This window comes from Streptomyces sp. NPDC051677, assembly GCF_044453465.1.
Taxonomy (GTDB): Bacteria; Actinomycetota; Actinomycetes; order Streptomycetales; family Streptomycetaceae; genus Streptomyces.
Window position 1 is genome coordinate 56264 of sequence record NZ_JBITCT010000001.1, and the last position, 15148, is coordinate 71411.

General features: G+C 72.4%; 16 protein-coding genes. 8 read left to right on the forward strand and 8 right to left on the reverse strand.

Annotation, left to right across the window (positions count from 1 at the left end):
- Positions 1 to 108 precede the first annotated feature (108 nt).
- Positions 109 to 468, reverse strand: a complete 360-nt coding sequence (locus ACIBAF_RS00250) for a chorismate mutase (RefSeq protein ID WP_399460842.1) — start codon at positions 466 to 468, stop codon at positions 109 to 111.
- 80 nt (positions 469 to 548) lie between these two features.
- Between ACIBAF_RS00250 and ACIBAF_RS00255 the strand changes: the two genes are divergently transcribed.
- On the forward strand, positions 549 to 1442 hold the full coding sequence (locus ACIBAF_RS00255; protein WP_399460843.1) for a hypothetical protein: 894 nt from the start codon (positions 549 to 551) through the stop codon (positions 1440 to 1442).
- 390 nt (positions 1443 to 1832) lie between these two features.
- On the opposite strand, the gene ACIBAF_RS00260 is transcribed toward ACIBAF_RS00255, so the two are convergent.
- Together ACIBAF_RS00260 and ACIBAF_RS00265 are read right to left on the reverse strand one after the other, a co-directional pair.
- Positions 1833 to 2738, reverse strand: a complete 906-nt coding sequence (locus tag ACIBAF_RS00260) for an SDR family oxidoreductase (protein WP_399460844.1) — start codon at positions 2736 to 2738, stop codon at positions 1833 to 1835.
- A 1-nt stretch (position 2739) separates the two neighbouring features.
- Positions 2740 to 3480, reverse strand: a complete 741-nt coding sequence (locus ACIBAF_RS00265; protein WP_399460845.1) for an SDR family oxidoreductase — start codon at positions 3478 to 3480, stop codon at positions 2740 to 2742.
- A 54-nt stretch (positions 3481 to 3534) separates the two neighbouring features.
- Between ACIBAF_RS00265 and ACIBAF_RS00270 the strand changes: the two genes are divergently transcribed.
- From ACIBAF_RS00270 to ACIBAF_RS00285, 4 genes are read left to right on the forward strand one after another with little or no spacing between them, the layout of a single operon-like run.
- A complete protein-coding gene (locus ACIBAF_RS00270) occupies positions 3535 to 4323 on the forward strand; it encodes an enoyl-CoA hydratase family protein (RefSeq protein ID WP_399460846.1) in 789 nt (262 codons plus the stop codon).
- Complete coding sequence (locus tag ACIBAF_RS00275) at positions 4316 to 5152, forward strand: CoA transferase subunit A (RefSeq protein ID WP_399460847.1); 837 nt, start codon at positions 4316 to 4318, stop codon at positions 5150 to 5152. The genes ACIBAF_RS00270 and ACIBAF_RS00275 overlap by 8 nt, the downstream gene beginning before the upstream one ends.
- Complete coding sequence (locus ACIBAF_RS00280; RefSeq protein ID WP_399460848.1) at positions 5149 to 5862, forward strand: CoA-transferase subunit beta; 714 nt, start codon at positions 5149 to 5151, stop codon at positions 5860 to 5862. Before ACIBAF_RS00275 ends, ACIBAF_RS00280 begins: the two co-directional genes overlap by 4 nt.
- Positions 5862 to 6911, forward strand: a complete 1050-nt coding sequence (locus tag ACIBAF_RS00285) for an NAD(P)H-dependent flavin oxidoreductase (RefSeq protein ID WP_399460849.1) — start codon at positions 5862 to 5864, stop codon at positions 6909 to 6911. Before ACIBAF_RS00280 ends, ACIBAF_RS00285 begins: the two co-directional genes overlap by 1 nt.
- 464 nt (positions 6912 to 7375) lie before the next feature.
- Here the strand turns inward: ACIBAF_RS00285 and ACIBAF_RS00290 are convergent, their stop codons facing one another.
- From ACIBAF_RS00290 to ACIBAF_RS00300, 3 genes are read right to left on the reverse strand one after another with little or no spacing between them, the layout of a single operon-like run.
- A complete protein-coding gene (locus tag ACIBAF_RS00290; RefSeq protein ID WP_399460850.1) occupies positions 7376 to 8533 on the reverse strand; it encodes an acetyl-CoA C-acetyltransferase in 1158 nt (385 codons plus the stop codon).
- Positions 8534 to 8575: 42 nt separating this feature from the next.
- Positions 8576 to 9190, reverse strand: coding sequence for a TetR/AcrR family transcriptional regulator (locus ACIBAF_RS00295; RefSeq protein ID WP_399460851.1), 615 nt, complete (start codon positions 9188 to 9190; stop codon positions 8576 to 8578).
- Between the two features lie 15 nt (positions 9191 to 9205).
- On the reverse strand, positions 9206 to 9991 hold the full coding sequence (locus tag ACIBAF_RS00300; protein ID WP_399460852.1) for an SDR family oxidoreductase: 786 nt from the start codon (positions 9989 to 9991) through the stop codon (positions 9206 to 9208).
- Positions 9992 to 10039: 48 nt separating this feature from the next.
- On the opposite strand from ACIBAF_RS00300, the gene ACIBAF_RS00305 reads away from it, so the two are divergent.
- Positions 10040 to 11179 (forward strand): acyl-CoA dehydrogenase family protein, encoded by a 1140-nt coding sequence (locus ACIBAF_RS00305; protein ID WP_399460853.1) that lies wholly within the window; start codon positions 10040 to 10042, stop codon positions 11177 to 11179.
- Positions 11179 to 12132 carry an acyl-CoA dehydrogenase family protein gene (locus ACIBAF_RS00310; protein ID WP_399460854.1) on the forward strand — a complete coding sequence of 318 codons (954 nt, stop codon included), beginning with the start codon at positions 11179 to 11181 and terminating at the stop codon, positions 12130 to 12132. Before ACIBAF_RS00305 ends, ACIBAF_RS00310 begins: the two co-directional genes overlap by 1 nt.
- A 50-nt stretch (positions 12133 to 12182) precedes the next feature.
- Here the strand turns inward: ACIBAF_RS00310 and ACIBAF_RS00315 are convergent, their stop codons facing one another.
- Positions 12183 to 12674, reverse strand: a complete 492-nt coding sequence (locus ACIBAF_RS00315; protein ID WP_399460855.1) for an FBP domain-containing protein — start codon at positions 12672 to 12674, stop codon at positions 12183 to 12185.
- Between the two features lie 117 nt (positions 12675 to 12791).
- Here ACIBAF_RS00315 and ACIBAF_RS00320 point away from each other — a divergent pair, with 117 nt between their 5' ends.
- Positions 12792 to 13364, forward strand: a complete 573-nt coding sequence (locus ACIBAF_RS00320) for a TetR/AcrR family transcriptional regulator (protein ID WP_399460856.1) — start codon at positions 12792 to 12794, stop codon at positions 13362 to 13364.
- Positions 13365 to 13399: 35 nt separating this feature from the next.
- Here the strand turns inward: ACIBAF_RS00320 and ACIBAF_RS00325 are convergent, their stop codons facing one another.
- A complete protein-coding gene (locus ACIBAF_RS00325) occupies positions 13400 to 15088 on the reverse strand; it encodes a cytochrome bc complex cytochrome b subunit (protein WP_399460857.1) in 1689 nt (562 codons plus the stop codon).
- Between the last annotated feature and the right edge of the window lie 60 nt (positions 15089 to 15148).

The following is a 15148-nucleotide window of genomic DNA, read 5'->3' on the forward strand; positions in this document are numbered from 1 at the left end:
GGCGACGGTGCGTGACCGCGGTGCGTGCGGGGCGTGCTGTGCGTGCTCGCGGTGTGTGCTCGCGGTGCGTGCGGACACCCTCACGCACGGCGTCCGCACGGCCCGGGCTCAGCTCGACGGGGCGGTGGAGCCGTTGACGGTGTCCTCGGCGATGCGCTCGTGGTGGCGGATCACCTCGGCGATGATGAAGTTGAGGAACTTCTCGGCGAACGCGGGGTCGAGCTTGGCGCTCTCGGCGAGGGCGCGCAGCCGGGTGATCTGGCGGGCCTCGCGGGCCTGGTCGGCGGGCGGCAGCTGGTGGCGGGCCTTGAGGTGGCCGACCTGCTGGGTGGCCTTGAAGCGTTCGGCGAGCATGTGGACGACGGCGGCGTCGATGTTGTCGATGCTGTCGCGGAGCCGGGCGAGCTCCTCACGGACGGCGGGGTCGACGTCGCCGGCTGCGGGGCCGGGGGTGTTGCTGGAGGTCATGGGCGATCACCCTAGTGCGCCGGGTCCTCGTACAGTGGAACCGGGTGTACTGGGGTGCACGGCCTCTTGGGGGTGCGGGCGTGGCGGACGGCGGACCGGTCGAGCACGGTTATCCGCATCTGGAGACGGTACGGACGGCCGTCACGGCGTTGTACCGGCGGTTGTCGTACGACACCATCCACCAGTTCGCGACCAGTGTGGCGCCGGTGGACGTGGCGTTCTGCGACACCGACGATCTGCATCTGGGGGCGCAGCGGGTGGCCCGTGAGCTGGTGCGGCACTTCCGGTTGCCGGACGCCCGGATGATTGTGGCGTTCCGGGAGATGGAGCATGCGGCGAACGTCGAGCTCACGGCGGGTCCCGAGTACTTCGTGGAGCTGAACGACCGGTTCCGCGGGCATCGGCGGGACATCGGCGCGGCGCTGGCGCACGAGATCATGCACGTCTATCTGCATCGGGTGGGGCTGTCGTTCCCGGGCACGCGCGACAACGAGATCCTCACCGACACGGCGACGACGTATCTGGGGGCGGGCTGGCTGCTGCTGGACGCGTACCGGGAGGACGGGGCGTCCTCGCAGAAGCTGGGGTATCTGACGCCGGAGGAGTTCGGGTACGTGCTGGCGAAGCGGTCGCTGGTGTTCGGTGAGGATCCGTCGGTGTGGTTCACCAGTGCGCAGGCGTACACGGCGTACGGGCGGGGCATGGAGCGGGCTCTGCATGACGCGCGGCAGCCTCCGCTGACGGCGGCGGGCTGGGCGGGCCGGCGTCGCTACGCCCGCGACCGCCGGCACGCCCAGGACCACCGGTCCGCGGCGGCCCCGGACACCGCGTACGCCTTCGCTCCGGATCCGCCGGGTCCGTTGCGGGTGACGTTCCCGTGTCCGACCTGCCATCAGCGGATCCGGGTGCCGGTGCGGGGGCGGGTCCGGGCACGGTGCGGCCTGTGCCGCACGGTGCTGGAGTGCGACACGTAACGGTGCCGGGGGTGCGATGCGCAGCGGTGCCGGAGTGTGACACGTAGCGGTGCTGGGTGCGACACGTAGGGATGCCGGGGTGCGATGCGCAAGGGTGCCGGGGTGCGACACGTAGCGGTGCCGGGGTGCGATGCGTAGGGATGCCGGGGTGCGATGCGCAAGGGTGCCGGGGTGCGACACGTAGCGGTGCCGGGGTGCGATGCGTAGGGATGCCGGGGTGCGATGCGCAAGGGTGCCGGGGTGCGATGCGTAGGGAACGCCGGGGTGCGATGCGCAAGGGTGCCGCAGTGCGATGCGTAGGGAATGCTGGGGTGCGATGCGCAAGGGTGCCGGGGTGCGACACGTAGCGGTGCTGGGTGCGATGCGTAGGAGCGGGTGAGGGGCGGATGGCTATGCGCCGTACACCGCGCCGGGCGCCTCCGCCTCGGTCAGCAGTTTCCGTACGGCCGTCCCCGCCTCCGCCGGGTCCCAGCGTGCCCCCTTGTCGGCGGTGGGGCCGGCGCGCCAGCCGTCCATGACGGTGATCCGGCCGGCCTCCGCCTCGAAGACGCGGCCGGTGACGCCCTCGCTCGCCGTGGAGCCGAGCCAGACGACGAGCGGGGAGACGTTGTCGGGGGCCATGGCGTCGAAGCCGGTTTCCGGGGCGGCCATGGTCTCGGCGAAGGTCCGTTCCGTCATCCGGGTGCGGGCGGCGGGCGCGATGGCGTTGGCCTGGACGCCGTAGCGGGCGAGTTCGGCGGCCGCGACGAGCGTGAGCGCGACGATCCCGGCCTTCGCCGCGCTGTAGTTGCCCTGGCCGACCGAGCCCAGCAGCCCGGCGCCGCTGCTGGTGTTGACGATCCGGGCGGCCGGTGTGCGGCCCGCCTTGGCCTCGGCGCGCCAGTGCGCGGCGGCGTGCTTCAGGGTGAGGAAGTGGCCCTTGAGGTGGACGCGCACGACCGCGTCCCAGTCGTCCTCGTCCAGGTTGACCAGCATCCGGTCGCGCAGGAAGCCGGCGTTGTTGACGAGGGTGTCGAGCCGGCCGTACGTCTTGAGGGCGGTCGCCACGAGGGACGCGGCGCCCTCGGGGGCAGCGATGTCCCCTCCGTGCGCGACGGCCTCGCCGCCGGCCGCACGGATCTCCTGGGCCACGCGGGCGGCGGGGCTGTCGGCGTCCGGTTTCCCGTCCAGTCCGACCCCCAGGTCGTTGACGACCAGGCGGGCGCCCTGCGCCGCGAAGGCGAGCGCGTGCGCGCGCCCGAGGCCGCGTCCCGCGCCGGTGACGACGACGACCCGCCCGTCGCAGATTCCGCTCATCTCATGTCTCCTTGTTGGCAGTTGCGGCGTCGAGGAAGGCGGGCCGCTCCCCTCCCCCGTGCACGAGCAGGCTCGCCCCGCTGATGTAGGCGGCCGCGTCGGAGGCGAGGAAGACGGTTGCGGCTCCGACGTCGGACGGTGTGGCCAGCCGACCGAGCGGCACCGTGCGGGCGACGGCGTCGACGCCGTCCGCGCCGCCGTAGTGGAGGTGGGTCAGCTCGGTGTGGACCATGCCGACGACCAGGGTGTTCACGCGCACCTGCGGGGCCCACTCCACGGCCATGGACCGGGCGAGATTCTCCAGTCCCGCCTTGGCCGCGCCGTAGGCGGCCGAGCCGGGCGAGGGGCGGCTGCCGCTGACGCTGCCGATCATCACGACCGAGCCCCGCGCGCGCGTGAGGTGGTCGTAGGCGGCGAGGGACACGGTCAGGGGGGCGAGGAGGTTGAGTTCGATCACGCGCGCGTGCCGTTCGGCGTCGGCCTGCGCGAGGGGGCGGTAGGGGGCGCCGCCGGCGTTGTTGACGAGGACGTCGAGTCGGGGCAGCCCGGCGAAGAAGTGCCGTACGGCGTCGGCGTCGCGCACGTCCAAGGGCGCGAACTCGGTTTTCCCGACCGGGGCTTCGGGCGGCCGGCGGGCGCAGACCACGACCTCGGCGCCCGCGCGTGCGAGGGAGCGCGCGATCCCGGCGCCCACTCCGCGGGTGCCGCCGGTGACGACGGCGACCTTCCCGTCCAGCTCCATTCGCTGCTACCTTTCACCTAACAAACGTTTGGTGGAAAGGTAGCTGATGCTTCCATGGGTGTCTCCACCTCGTCCCCCGAAAAGGGGATTTCTGTTGTCACCGTTGACGTTCCGCCCGTCAACGCGCTGCCGGTGAGCGGCTGGTTCGCGCTGGCCGACGCGGTGCGCACGGCGGGCCGTGATCCGGGGACGCGGTGTGTGGTGCTGGCGGCCGAGGGCCGCGGCTTCAACGCGGGCGTCGACATCAAGGAGATCCAGGCACACGGCCCGAGCGCGCTGATCGGCGCCAACCGCGGCTGCTTCGAGGCGTTCGCCGCGGTGTACGAGTGCGAGGCGCCCGTGGTCGCGGCCGTGCACGGCCACTGCCTGGGCGGCGGCGTCGGACTCGTGGGCAACGCGGACGTGATCGTGGCGAGCGAGGACGCCGTGTTCGGGCTGCCCGAGCTGGACCGGGGCGCCCTGGGCGCGGCCACCCACCTGGCCCGGCTGGTCCCCCAGCACCTCCTGCGCGCCCTGTACTACACCGCGCGCACGGTCACGGCGGCCGAGCTGCACGCGCACGGCTCTGTGTGGCGGGTGGTGTCGCGCGAGGAGCTGCGCGCGGCCGCCCTGGCGCTGGCCGGCGAGATCGCCGCGAAGGACGGTGAGCTGCTGCGCCTGGCCAAGGCCGCTCTCAACGGCATCGACCCGGTCGACGTGCGCCGCAGCTACCGCTTCGAGCAGGGCTTCACCTACGAGGCGAGCGTCGGCGGGGTGGCCGACCGGGTCCGCGCCACGTTCGGCCAGGACGCCAAGGACGCCAAGAAGGGCGAGGAAAGGCAGGAGGGGGGATCGGGTGAGTGACAAGACGATGACCGCCGAGGAGGTCGTGTCCCGGCTGCACAGCGGCATGACCCTCGGCATCGGCGGCTGGGGCTCGCGCCGCAAGCCGATGGCCCTGGTCAGGGCGCTGCTGCGGTCGCAGGTCAGCGACCTCACCGTCGTCTCGTACGGCGGTCCGGACGTCGGGATGCTCGCCGCGGCCGGGCGGATCCGCAAGCTGGTGGCCGCGTTCGTCACCCTCGACTCGATCCCCCTCGAACCGCACTACCGCGCGGCGCGCGAGCGCGGGGCCTTCGAACTGACGGAGGTCGACGAGGCGATGTTCATGTGGGGTCTGCGCGCGGCGGCGAACCGGCTGCCCTTCCTGCCGGTGCGGGCGGGCCTCGGTTCGGATGTGATGCGGGTCAACCCGGGCCTGCGGACGGTGACGTCGCCGTACGAGGACCAGGAGACGTTCGTGGCCATGCCCGCCCTGCGGCTGGACGCGGCCCTGGTGCACGTCAACCGGGCCGACCGGCTGGGCAACGGGCAGTACCTGGGCCCGGATCCGTACTTCGACGACCTCTTCTGCGAGGCGGCGGACGCGGCCTACATGTCGTGCGAACGGATCGTCGACACGGCCGAGCTGACGAAGCAGGGGCCGCCGCAGTCGCTGCTGATCAAGCGGCACACGGTGACGGGGGTCGTGGAGGCGCCGAACGGGGCGCACTTCACGTCCTGCGCGCCCGACTACGGCCGCGACGAGGCGTTCCAGAAGCGGTACGCGAGCACGCCCTGGCCGGAGTTCGCGGCACGGCATCTGGCCGGGGACGAACAGGCGTACCAGTCGACGGCCGGGGAGGACGCATGACCACGCGTGCCGAGTACTGCGTGATCGCCTGCGCCGAGGCCTGGCGCGGCGCGGGTGAGATCCTGGCCTCCCCGATGGGCCTGATCCCGTCCGTCGGAGCCCGGCTGGCCCGGCTCACGTTCGCGCCGGACCTGCTCCTCACCGACGGCGAGGCGACGATCGTCCGCGCCGACGGCACCGTCGAGGGCTGGCTGCCGTACCGGCAGCACCTGGCCCTCGTCACCGGGGGGCGACGGCACGTGATGATGGGCGCGAGCCAGATCGACCGGTACGGCAACCAGAACATCTCCTGCATCGGCGACTGGGCGAAGCCGAAGCGGCAGCTGCTGGGGGTGCGGGGCGCGCCGGTCAACACCCTCAACAACCCGACGAGTTACTGGATCCCCAGGCACTCCCGGCGGGCCTTCGTCGAGCGGGTCGACCTGGTGTGCGGGGTCGGGTACGACCGCGCGGCCGGCGCACGCCATCACCGCATCCCGCGGGTCGTCTCCGACCTCGGCGTCTTCGACTTCGCCACCCCCGACCACTCCATGCGGCTCGCCTCGGTGCATCCCGGGGTGAGCGTCGAGCAGGTCCGGGAGGCGACGGGCTTCGAGCTGGTGATCCCGGGGGAGGTGCCGTGCACGCGTGAACCGACGGCACAGGAGCTGCGGTTGATCCGCGAGGTGCTCGATCCGGGGGCCGCCCGCGCGCGGGAGGTCGCCGCCTGATGGAGACGGCACTCACCCGGCTGGTCGGGATCCGCCACCCCGTCGTGCAGACCGGGATGGGGTGGGTGGCGGGTCCGCGCCTGGTGTCGGCGACGGCGAACGCGGGGGCGCTGGGCGTCCTGGGCTCGGCGACGATGACGGTCGACGGGCTGCGGGAGGCCGTACGGGAGGTCAGATCCCGCACCGACGCGCCGTTCGGGGTCAATCTCCGCGCGGACGCGGCGGACGCCGGCGACCGGGTGCGGATCATCCTCGACGAGGGGGTGAGGGTCGCGTCCTTCGCGCTGGCCCCCTCCCGCGAGCTGATCGCCGAGCTCAAGGAGGCAGGGGTCGTCGTGATCCCCTCGGTCGGCGCCCGCCGGCACGCCGAGAAGGTCGCCGCGTGGGGGGCGGACGCGGTCGTCGTGCAGGGCGGCGAGGGCGGCGGACACACCGGCGACGTGGCGACGACGGTGCTGCTGCCGCAGGTGGTGGACGCGGTGGACATCCCGGTCGTGGCGGCGGGCGGCTTCTTCGACGGGCGGGGGCTGGTGGCGGCGCTGGCGTACGGGGCGGCGGGCGTGGCGATGGGGACGCGGTTCCTGCTGACGTCGGACTCGACGGTGCCGGACGCGGTGAAGGCGCGGTATCTGGCGGCGACGGTCAGGGACGTGACGGTGACGCGGGCGGTCGACGGCCTGCCGCATCGCATGCTGCGCACGGACCTGGTGGCCTCGCTGGAGCACTCCTCGCGCGCGAAAGCCCTGGTGCACGCGGTCCGGCGGGCGGCCGGCTTCCGGAAGCTGTCGGGGCTGACCTGGCGTCAGCTGGTCCACGACGGGCTGGCGATGCGGCACGGCAAGGACCTGACGTGGAGCCAGGTGCTGCTCGCCGCGAACACGCCGATGCTGCTCAGATCAGCGATGGTGGAGGGCCGTACGGATCTGGGGGTGATGGCGTCCGGGCAGGTCGCCGGGGTGATCGACGACCTGCCGTCGTGCGCGGAGCTGGTGGAACGGATCATGAAGGAGGCGGAACAGGTCCGGGAGCGGCTGACGCCCCCACGATGAGCGTCACAGCCCCTCCAGAACAGTCAGAGCCTCTCGCCGGCCGTCAAACCCCTCGGCGACCGTCAGGCCTCCCGCTGACCCGTCAGGCCCCTCGCCGGCCGTCAGGCCCCTCGATGACCGTCAGGCCTCCCGCTGACCCGTCAGGCCCCTCGATGACCGTCAGGCCTCCCGCTGACCCGTCAGGCCCCTCGATGACCGTCAGGCCTCCCGCTGACCGTCAGGCCTCCCGCTGACCGTCAGGCCCCTCGGCGACCATCAGGCCCCTCGATGACCGTCAGGCCCCTCGATGACCGTCAGGCCTCCCGCTGACCATCAGGCCTCCCGCTGACCATCAGGCCTCCCGCTGACCGTCAGGCCCCTCGGCGACCATCAGGCCCCTCGATGACCGTCAGGCCTCCCCCTGGCCGTCAGGCCTCCCCCTGGCCGTCAGACGCCTCGCCGGCCGTCAGGCCTCCCGCTGACCGTCAGAGCCTCTCGATGATCGTCACGTTCGCCTGGCCTCCGCCCTCGCACATGGTCTGGAGGCCGAAGCGGCCGCCCGTGCGCTCCAGTTCGTGCAGCAGGGTCGTCATCAGCTTCGCGCCGGTCGCGCCGAGGGGGTGGCCGAGGGCGATCGCGCCGCCGTTGACGTTGACCTTCTCCGGGTCCGCGCCGGTCTCCTTCAGCCAGGCCAGGACGACGGGCGCGAACGCCTCGTTGATCTCGACGAGGTCGATGTCGTGGATCGACAGGCCGGTCTTCTTCAGGGCGTGCGCGGTGGCCGGGATCGGGGCGGTCAGCATGCGGATGGGGTCCTCGCCGCGCACGGAGAGGTGGTGCACGCGCGCGCGGGGCGTCAGCCCGTGCTCGCGCACCGCCTGCTCCGAGGCCAGCAGCAGGGCCGCCGCGCCGTCGGAGACCTGCGAGGAGCAGGCGGCGGTGACGGTGCCGCCGTCGATGACGGGCTTCAGCGCGGCCATCTTCTCCAGGGAGGTGTCCCGGCGCGGGCCCTCGTCGGCGCGGACGTCCCCGTAGGCCACGGTCTCCCGCTCGAACCGGCCCTCGTCGAGCGCGCGCACCGCCCGCCGGTGCGAGCGCAGGGCGAACTCCTCCTGGTCCTGCCGGCTGATGCCCCACTTGGCGGCGATCATCTCGGCGCCGGCGAACTGGTTCACGGGCCGGCTCCCGTACCGCGCGCGCCAGCCCTCGCTGCCCGCGAAGGGGCCCTGGGTGAAGCCGAGGGGCTCGGCGGCCTGCCGGGTGGCGAAGGCGATCGGGATCTGCGACATGTTCTGCACGCCGCCCGCGACCACCAGGTCCTGCGTCCCGGACAGCACGCCCTGCGCGGCGAAGTGCACGGCCTGCTGCGAGGAGCCGCACTGCCGGTCCACGGTCACGCCCGGCACCTCCTCGGGCAGCCCGGCGGCCAGCCAGCAGGTCCGCGCGATGTCCCCGGCCTGCGGTCCTACCGCGTCCAGGCAGCCGAAGACGACGTCCTCCACGGCCGCCGGGTCGACGCCCGCGCAGGCGACCAGTTCCTTGAGCACATGGGCGCCGAGGTCCGCCGGATGCGCCCCGGCGAGTCCTCCCCCGCGCCGCCCGACGGGCGTGCGGACCGCTTCGACGATGTAGGCCTCGGCCATGGCAGACTCCCTCACTGGAACCGGAAAGGGCACTTGGATCGGCTATTCACGTACGGCGATCCCGTCCAGCACCATCGACAGGTACTGCCGGGCGATCTCCTCCGGGCTGTGCTGTCCGCCGGGCCGGTACCAGGACGCGGCGACCCACACCGTGTCGCGGACGAACCGGTAGGCGAGCCTGACGTCGAGGTCGGCGCGGAAGGCCTGCTCGGCGACCCCGCGCTCCAGCGTGGACAGCCACGCCTTCTCGAACCGGCTCTGTGAGTCGGCGAGGAACGTGAACCGTTCCTGCGCCACGAGCTGTCTGCTCTCCTTCTGGTAGATCGCGACGGCGGCGCGGTGCCGGTCGATCTCCCGGAACGACTCGGTGACCAGGGCTTCCAGGGTCTCGCGGGGGCCGAGGCGGGCGGCGAGCACGGCGTCGTAGCCGCCCCACAGCTCGTCGAGGAAGGTGCGCAGGATCTCCTCCAGCATCGACTCCTTGGAGTCGAAGTGGTAGTAGAGGCTGCCCGCGAGCATGCCCGCGTGGTCCGCGATCTTGCGCACGGTGGTGGCGTTGTAACCCTGCTCGGCGAAGACCTCGGCGGCGGTGTCGAGGAGTTCGGCGCGGCGCGCGGGCGCGGCGGTCACCTGGGGCTTCTTCTTCGTAGGAGGCACGGGTCCATTGTCGTCCTAGGCGTGCTGGCTGCTGACGGGGACGACCTCGCCCGTCATGTACGAGGAGTAGCCCGACGCGAGGAACACGATCACGTTGGCCACCTCCCAGGGCTCGGCGTACCGCCCGAAGGCCTCGCGCCGCGTCAGTTCCTCCAGCAGGTCGGGCGAGGTCACCTTCACCAGGTGCGGGTGCATGGCGAGGCTGGGCGCGACGGCGTTGACGCGTACGCCGTACGGCGCGGCCTCGATCGCCGAGCACCGGGTCAGCGCCATCACGCCGGCCTTCGCGGCGGCGTAGTGCGCCTGTCCGGCCTGGGCGCGCCAGCCGACGACGGAGGCGTTGTTGACGATGACGCCCCCGCCGGCCCCCCGCATCAGCCGCAGGGCCGCCCGCGTGCACCGGAACGTGCCGTTCAGCGTCACGTCGAGCACCCGGGACCACTGGTCGTCGGTCATGTCGACGAGGTCCGAAGTGCCGCCCAGACCGGCGTTGTTCACGACGATGTCGAGGCGGCCGTGCAGCCGTGCGGCGGTGTCGAAGAGGGCCTGCACCTGGCTCTCGTCGGTGACGTCGCAGGGGAGAGCCGCCACCGCTCCCTCGAACTCCGCGGCCAGTCGGTCCTCGTGCTCCTTGAGCCGGCGTGCGTGCGCGTCGCTGATCAGCACGCGTGCGCCCTCTTCCAGGAAGCGGCGGGCGGTGGCCCCGCCGATCCCGGCGCCCGCGGCGGCCGTGATGACGGCGGTGCGCCCGCTCAGCAGCCCGTGTCCGGGTTCGTACACCGGACTCTCGACGCCTGTCATAGGCCCACGCTAACCTACCAAACACTTGTTAGGGAAGGACTGCCGCTGATGGACCTCGACCTCACGCCCGCCGAGGAAGCGTTCCGCGCCGAGGCTCGCGCCTGGCTGCACGCGCACGTGCCGTCCGCCCCCCTCCCGTCGCTGGAGACCGAGGAGGGGTTCGCGGCGCACCGCGCGTGGGAGGCCGAACTGGCCGCGGACCGCTGGTCGGCGGTGAACTGGCCCGCGAGCTACGGCGGGCGGGACGCCGGGCTGATCCGCTGGCTGGTCTTCGAGGAGGAGTACTACGCGGCGGGCGCGCCGGGCCGGGTCGGCCAGAACGGCGTCAGCCTGCTCGCGCCGACCCTCATCGACCACGGCACGGAGGAGCAACGCGCGCGCGTGCTGCCGCCGATGGCGACCGGCGAGGTGGTCTGGGCGCAGGCGTGGTCGGAGCCGGAGGCGGGCTCGGACCTGGCCTCGCTGCGGTCCCGGGCGACCCGCGCGGACGGCGGCTGGCGGTTGAGCGGCCTGAAGACGTGGTCGTCGCGGGCGGCCTTCGCCGACCGCGCGTTCGGCCTGTTCCGCAGCGACCCGGCGGCTCCCCGCCCCCACCAGGGCCTGACCTACCTGATGTTCGACCTGCGCGCGCCCGGCGTCACGGTCCGGCCGATCGGCCGCCTCGACGGAAAGCCGGCGTTCGCCGAGCTGTTCCTGGACGAGGTGTTCGTGCCGGACGAGGACGTGATCGGCGCGCCGGGCGAGGGCTGGCGGGTGGCCATGTCCACGGCGGGCAACGAACGGGGGCTGACGCTCCGCTCCCCCGGCCGCTTCCTCGCCGCCGCGGACCGCCTCCACCGCCTCTGGCTGGAGCGGGGCCGCCCCGCCTGGGCACAGGACCGGGTCGCCGACGCGCTGGCCGGCGCCCGCGCCTACCAGCTCTTCGCCTACGCGGCCGCCTCCCGCTTCCTGGACGGCGAGTCGATCGGCCCGGAGTCCAGCCTGAACAAGGTCTTCTGGTCCGAGTACGACATCGCGCTGCACGAGACGGCCCTCGACCTGCTGGGCGAGGAGGGCGAGTCGGCGGACTGCGCCTGGGCCGAGGCGTATGTGTTCGCCCTCGCCGGACCCGTCTACGCCGGCACGAACGAGATCCAGCGCGACATCATCGCCGAGCGCCTGCTCGGCCTGCCGAAGGGCCGCCGCTGATGCGTTTCCTCCTCGACACCGAACAGCGGGCGTTCGCCGACTCGCTGCACGCGATGCTGACGGCCGCCGAAACGCCTTCGGTCGTACGGGACTGGAGCCGGGGCGAGCAGACGAGCGGGCGTGCCCTGTGGGCGCGGATCGCCGAGGCCGGCGTCTTCGCCCTGGCGATCCCGGAGGCGTACCAGGGACTGGGGCTCCGGCCGGTCGAACTGGCCGTCGCCTTCGTGGAGTTGGGGCGGCACGCGGTGCCGGGCCCGCTGGTGGAGACGGTCGCCGCGGCGGCCCTGTTTGCCGATCCGGGCCCGGCCGGGCGGTTCCTCCCGGCGCTGGCAGCGGGCGAGTCGATGGCGACGGCGGCGTACGAGGGGGCGTATGCGCTGGACGGTGACGCGGCGGCCGTGCACCTGGCCCTGGGCGCCGGCGGCCTCCGGCTCGCGCCGGGGCACGACGGCACGGTCCGTCCGTCGCTCGACCCCGCCCGTCGCCTGACCCGCCTGTTGCCGGGCGGCGAGCTCCTGGCCGCGGAGCCGCCCGTGGAGCGCGCCCTGCGCTGGGCCCGCCTCGCCACCGCGGCGCAGGCGCTGGGCGTGGGCCTCGCGCTGCTGGAGCGGACCGTGGCCTACGTCGGGCAGCGCGTCCAGTTCGGGGCGCCCATAGGCTCGTTCCAGGCGGTGAAGCACCGGCTGGCGGACGCGAAGATCGCGCTGGAGTTCGCCCGGCCCCTGGTCCTGGGCGCCGCCGTCACGATGGCCCCGGCGGATGTCGCCGCCGCGAAGGCGAGCGCCTGCGAGGCGGCGTACACGACCGCGCGCGCGGCACTCCAGTTGCACGGCGCGATCGGCTACACGGCGGAGTACGACCTGTCGCTCTGGCTCACCAAGGCCCGCGCCCTGCGTACGGCATGGGGCGCCCCGCAGGACTGCCGGGCGGAGATACTGAACGGCCGCGCATAGCCTCGGCCGGCGCGGCAATCGGTGCTTCAACCGGCGCTTCAGCCGGCGCTTCAGCCCGTCACCTTGGCGATGAACGCGGCGAGGTTCGCCACGGTCCGGTCGATCTTCTCCTCCAGCGTGATCGTCTCGTGCAGCCGCGCCCCGACCCCGGCGTCCCGCTTGCCGCGCACGTACAGCGAGCAGGCGAGGTCGCTGCAGATGTAGGCCCCCACCGAGTTGCCCTGCTGGCCGGCCCGGCCCGCCTTCGGCGCGACCATCAGCGAGACGCCGCCGGAGTGGGTGGTCAGGCACAGCGTGCACATGCTGCGCCGGGTCTGCCAGGAGCCGGAGGCGGAGGAACGCAGCGCGAGAGCCTTCAGCCGGCCGTCCAGCTCGACGGCGAGATAGGCCCGGTCGGGGGCCTGGGGATCCCGCCAGCCGAGGTAGTCCAGGTCGCCCCATGGCTGATCGGCCAGGTCGCGGGGCACGGAAAGGCGCTTGGCCTCCCCCTTGGTGCAGTTCACGAACGCGGCACGGATCTCTTGCTCGGTCATCGGCTTCATAGATGCAGGCTAATTTGCCTAGGCTTCCTAGGCAAATGCTTAATCGCTTTCGCCAGTCCGGCGAGACACGTCAGGGCATGGCAGGGTGGCCTCGGTGATCGAAGCGGGAGGACGGCCATGGGGCGCGTAGGGCTGAGCACGGAACGCCTGGTACGGGCGGGTGCGGAGCTGGCCGACGAGGTCGGCTTCGACCAGGTGACCGTCTCGGCGCTCGCCAGGCGCTTCGACGTCAAGGTCGCGAGCCTGTACTCGCATGTGAAGAACTCCGACGACCTCAGGACCCGGATCGCCCTGCTCGCCCTGGAGGAGCTCGCCGACCGGGGCGAACTCGCGCTGGCCGGGCGGGCGGGCAAGGACGCCCTGACGGCCCTGGCCGACGTCTACCGCGACTACGCCCGCGAGCACCCCGGCCGCTACGCCGCGGCCCAACTGCGGCTCGACCCGGAGGCGGCGGCCGCGAGCGCGGGCGGGCGTCACGCACGCATGACCCGGGCGATCCTACGCGGCTACGACCTCACCGAGCCGGACCAGACCCACGCCGTGCGCCTCCTGGGCAGCGTCTTCCACGGCTACGTCAGCCTGGAACTCGGCGGCGGCTTCAGCCACAGCGCCCCCGACACCCAGGAGACCTGGACCCGGATCCTGGACGCCCTCGACGCCCTGCTGCGCACCTGGCCGCCCAAGGAATGACCGAGCAGGGGGCCGGTCAGCGGGTACGGCCGACGTCAGTTCCCGTGGCCGTGCCCGTGTCCCTGCCCGTGGCCGTGCCCGTCGGTCAGTTCGCGGTACTCCTGGGGCGTCGGCTTCGGGATGTGGCTGTCGGTCCCGAACATGGCCCGGGCCAGCCGCGCCCGCACCCGCTGGGACACCGTGACCGGCCGCCGCACCCCGTTGTGGTCGACGAGCGGCCCGATCTCGTACGGCGGGGCCTGCTCGTGCTGGGTGAGGGTGAACAGCTGGGCGCGGTCCAGGGGCGCGTGGACCTCCATGTACTCGCCGTGCGGGAGACGCTTGATGGTGCCGGTCTCACGGCCGTGCAGCACCTTGTCCCGGTCTTGGCGCTGCAGCCCGAGGCAGATCCGCTTGGTCACCATGAAGGCGACGACGGGCCCGACGAACACGGACACCCGCACGAACCAGGTGATCGAGTTGATGGACAGATGCAGATGCGTGGCCACGATGTCGTTGCCGCCGCCGATCAGCAGCACCACGTACAAGGTCAGCCAGGCCACGCCGAGGCCGGTGCGCACGGGCGCGTTGCGCGGCCGGTCGAGAATGTGGTGCTCCCGCTTGTCGCCGGTGATCCACGCCTCGACGAACGGGTAGAGGCCGATGGCGAGCAGGATCAACGGGAACAGCGAGAAGGGGATGAGGACGCCCAGCTCCAGGGTGTGGCCCCAGGCGTTGATCTCCCATCCCGGCATCACCCGGATCAGCCCCTCGGAGAAGCCGAGGTACCAGTCCGGCTGGGCGCCGGTCGTCACCAGGTCCGGCCGGTACGGTCCGAACGCCCACACGGGGTTGACGCTGGCGATCCCGCCCATCACCGCCAGCACGCCGAAGACCAGGAAGAAGAACCCGCCCGCCTTCGCCATGTAGACCGGCATGAACGGCATGCCGACCACGCTCTTCTGGTCGCGCCCGGGCCCCGGGTACTGGGTGTGCTTGTGGAAGAACACCAGGATGAGATGGGCGACGACGAGCCCCAGCATGATCCCGGGCAGCAGCAGGACGTGGATCGGGAAGAACCGGGAGATGATGTCGTGGCCCGGGAACTCCCCGCCGAAGAGGAAGAACGAGATGTACGTCCCGACGATCGGGATGGACAGGATCGCGCCGTCGGCGAACCGGACGCCGGTGCCGGAGAGCAGGTCGTCGGGGAGCGAGTAGCCGGTCAGACCGGTGAGGATGCCGAGGAACAGCAGCAGCCAGCCGAACAGCCAGTTGACCTCGCGCGGCTTGCGGAACGCGCCGGTGAAGAACACCCGCATCATGTGCACGAGCATGCCGGTGACGAAGACCAGCGCCGCCCAGTGGTGGATCTGCCGGATCAGCAGCCCGCCGCGCACGTCGAAGCTGATGTGGAGCGTCGACTCGTACGCCTTGGTCATCGTGACGCCGTTGAGCGGGGTGTACGAGCCGTGGTAGACGACCTCGGCGCTGCTCGGCTCGAAGAACAGGGTGAGGTAGACGCCGGTGAGGAGGAGGATGAGGAAGCTGTAGAGGCAGATCTCGCCCAGCATGAAGGACCAGTGGTCGGGGAAGACCTTGCGCAGGTTGGCCTTCGCCAGCGCGTACAGTCCCAGTCGGCCGTCGGCCCAGTCGGCGAGCCTCTCGCCCTTGCCGGGCTCTCCCCTCGGCCTCGAACTCCCGCTGTCCGCAGTCTCGTTCACCGTTCGCACGCCGTCACTCATACGTCGCCGCCTCCCCGTCGGACCAACATCAGAGTGGCACGAAGGGCCCGGCAAGCCAAC

Coding starts and splice junctions, on each gene's coding strand:
- ACIBAF_RS00260 (WP_399460844.1), bottom strand. CDS start 2,738: ATGAGCGGAATCTGCGACGGGCGGGTCGTCGTCGTCACCGGCGCGGGA.
- ACIBAF_RS00265 (WP_399460845.1), bottom strand. CDS start 3,480: ATGGAGCTGGACGGGAAGGTCGCCGTCGTCACCGGCGGCACCCGCGGA.
- ACIBAF_RS00300 (WP_399460852.1), bottom strand. CDS start 9,991: ATGACAGGCGTCGAGAGTCCGGTGTACGAACCCGGACACGGGCTGCTG.
- ACIBAF_RS00290 (WP_399460850.1), bottom strand. CDS start 8,533: ATGGCCGAGGCCTACATCGTCGAAGCGGTCCGCACGCCCGTCGGGCGG.
- ACIBAF_RS00280 (WP_399460848.1), top strand. CDS start 5,149: ATGACCACGCGTGCCGAGTACTGCGTGATCGCCTGCGCCGAGGCCTGG.
- ACIBAF_RS00285 (WP_399460849.1), top strand. CDS start 5,862: ATGGAGACGGCACTCACCCGGCTGGTCGGGATCCGCCACCCCGTCGTG.
- ACIBAF_RS00305 (WP_399460853.1), top strand. CDS start 10,040: ATGGACCTCGACCTCACGCCCGCCGAGGAAGCGTTCCGCGCCGAGGCT.
- ACIBAF_RS00310 (WP_399460854.1), top strand. CDS start 11,179: ATGCGTTTCCTCCTCGACACCGAACAGCGGGCGTTCGCCGACTCGCTG.
- ACIBAF_RS00250 (WP_399460842.1), bottom strand. CDS start 468: ATGACCTCCAGCAACACCCCCGGCCCCGCAGCCGGCGACGTCGACCCC.
- ACIBAF_RS00320 (WP_399460856.1), top strand. CDS start 12,792: ATGGGGCGCGTAGGGCTGAGCACGGAACGCCTGGTACGGGCGGGTGCG.
- ACIBAF_RS00315 (WP_399460855.1), bottom strand. CDS start 12,674: ATGAAGCCGATGACCGAGCAAGAGATCCGTGCCGCGTTCGTGAACTGC.
- ACIBAF_RS00325 (WP_399460857.1), bottom strand. CDS start 15,088: ATGAGTGACGGCGTGCGAACGGTGAACGAGACTGCGGACAGCGGGAGT.
- ACIBAF_RS00270 (WP_399460846.1), top strand. CDS start 3,535: ATGGGTGTCTCCACCTCGTCCCCCGAAAAGGGGATTTCTGTTGTCACC.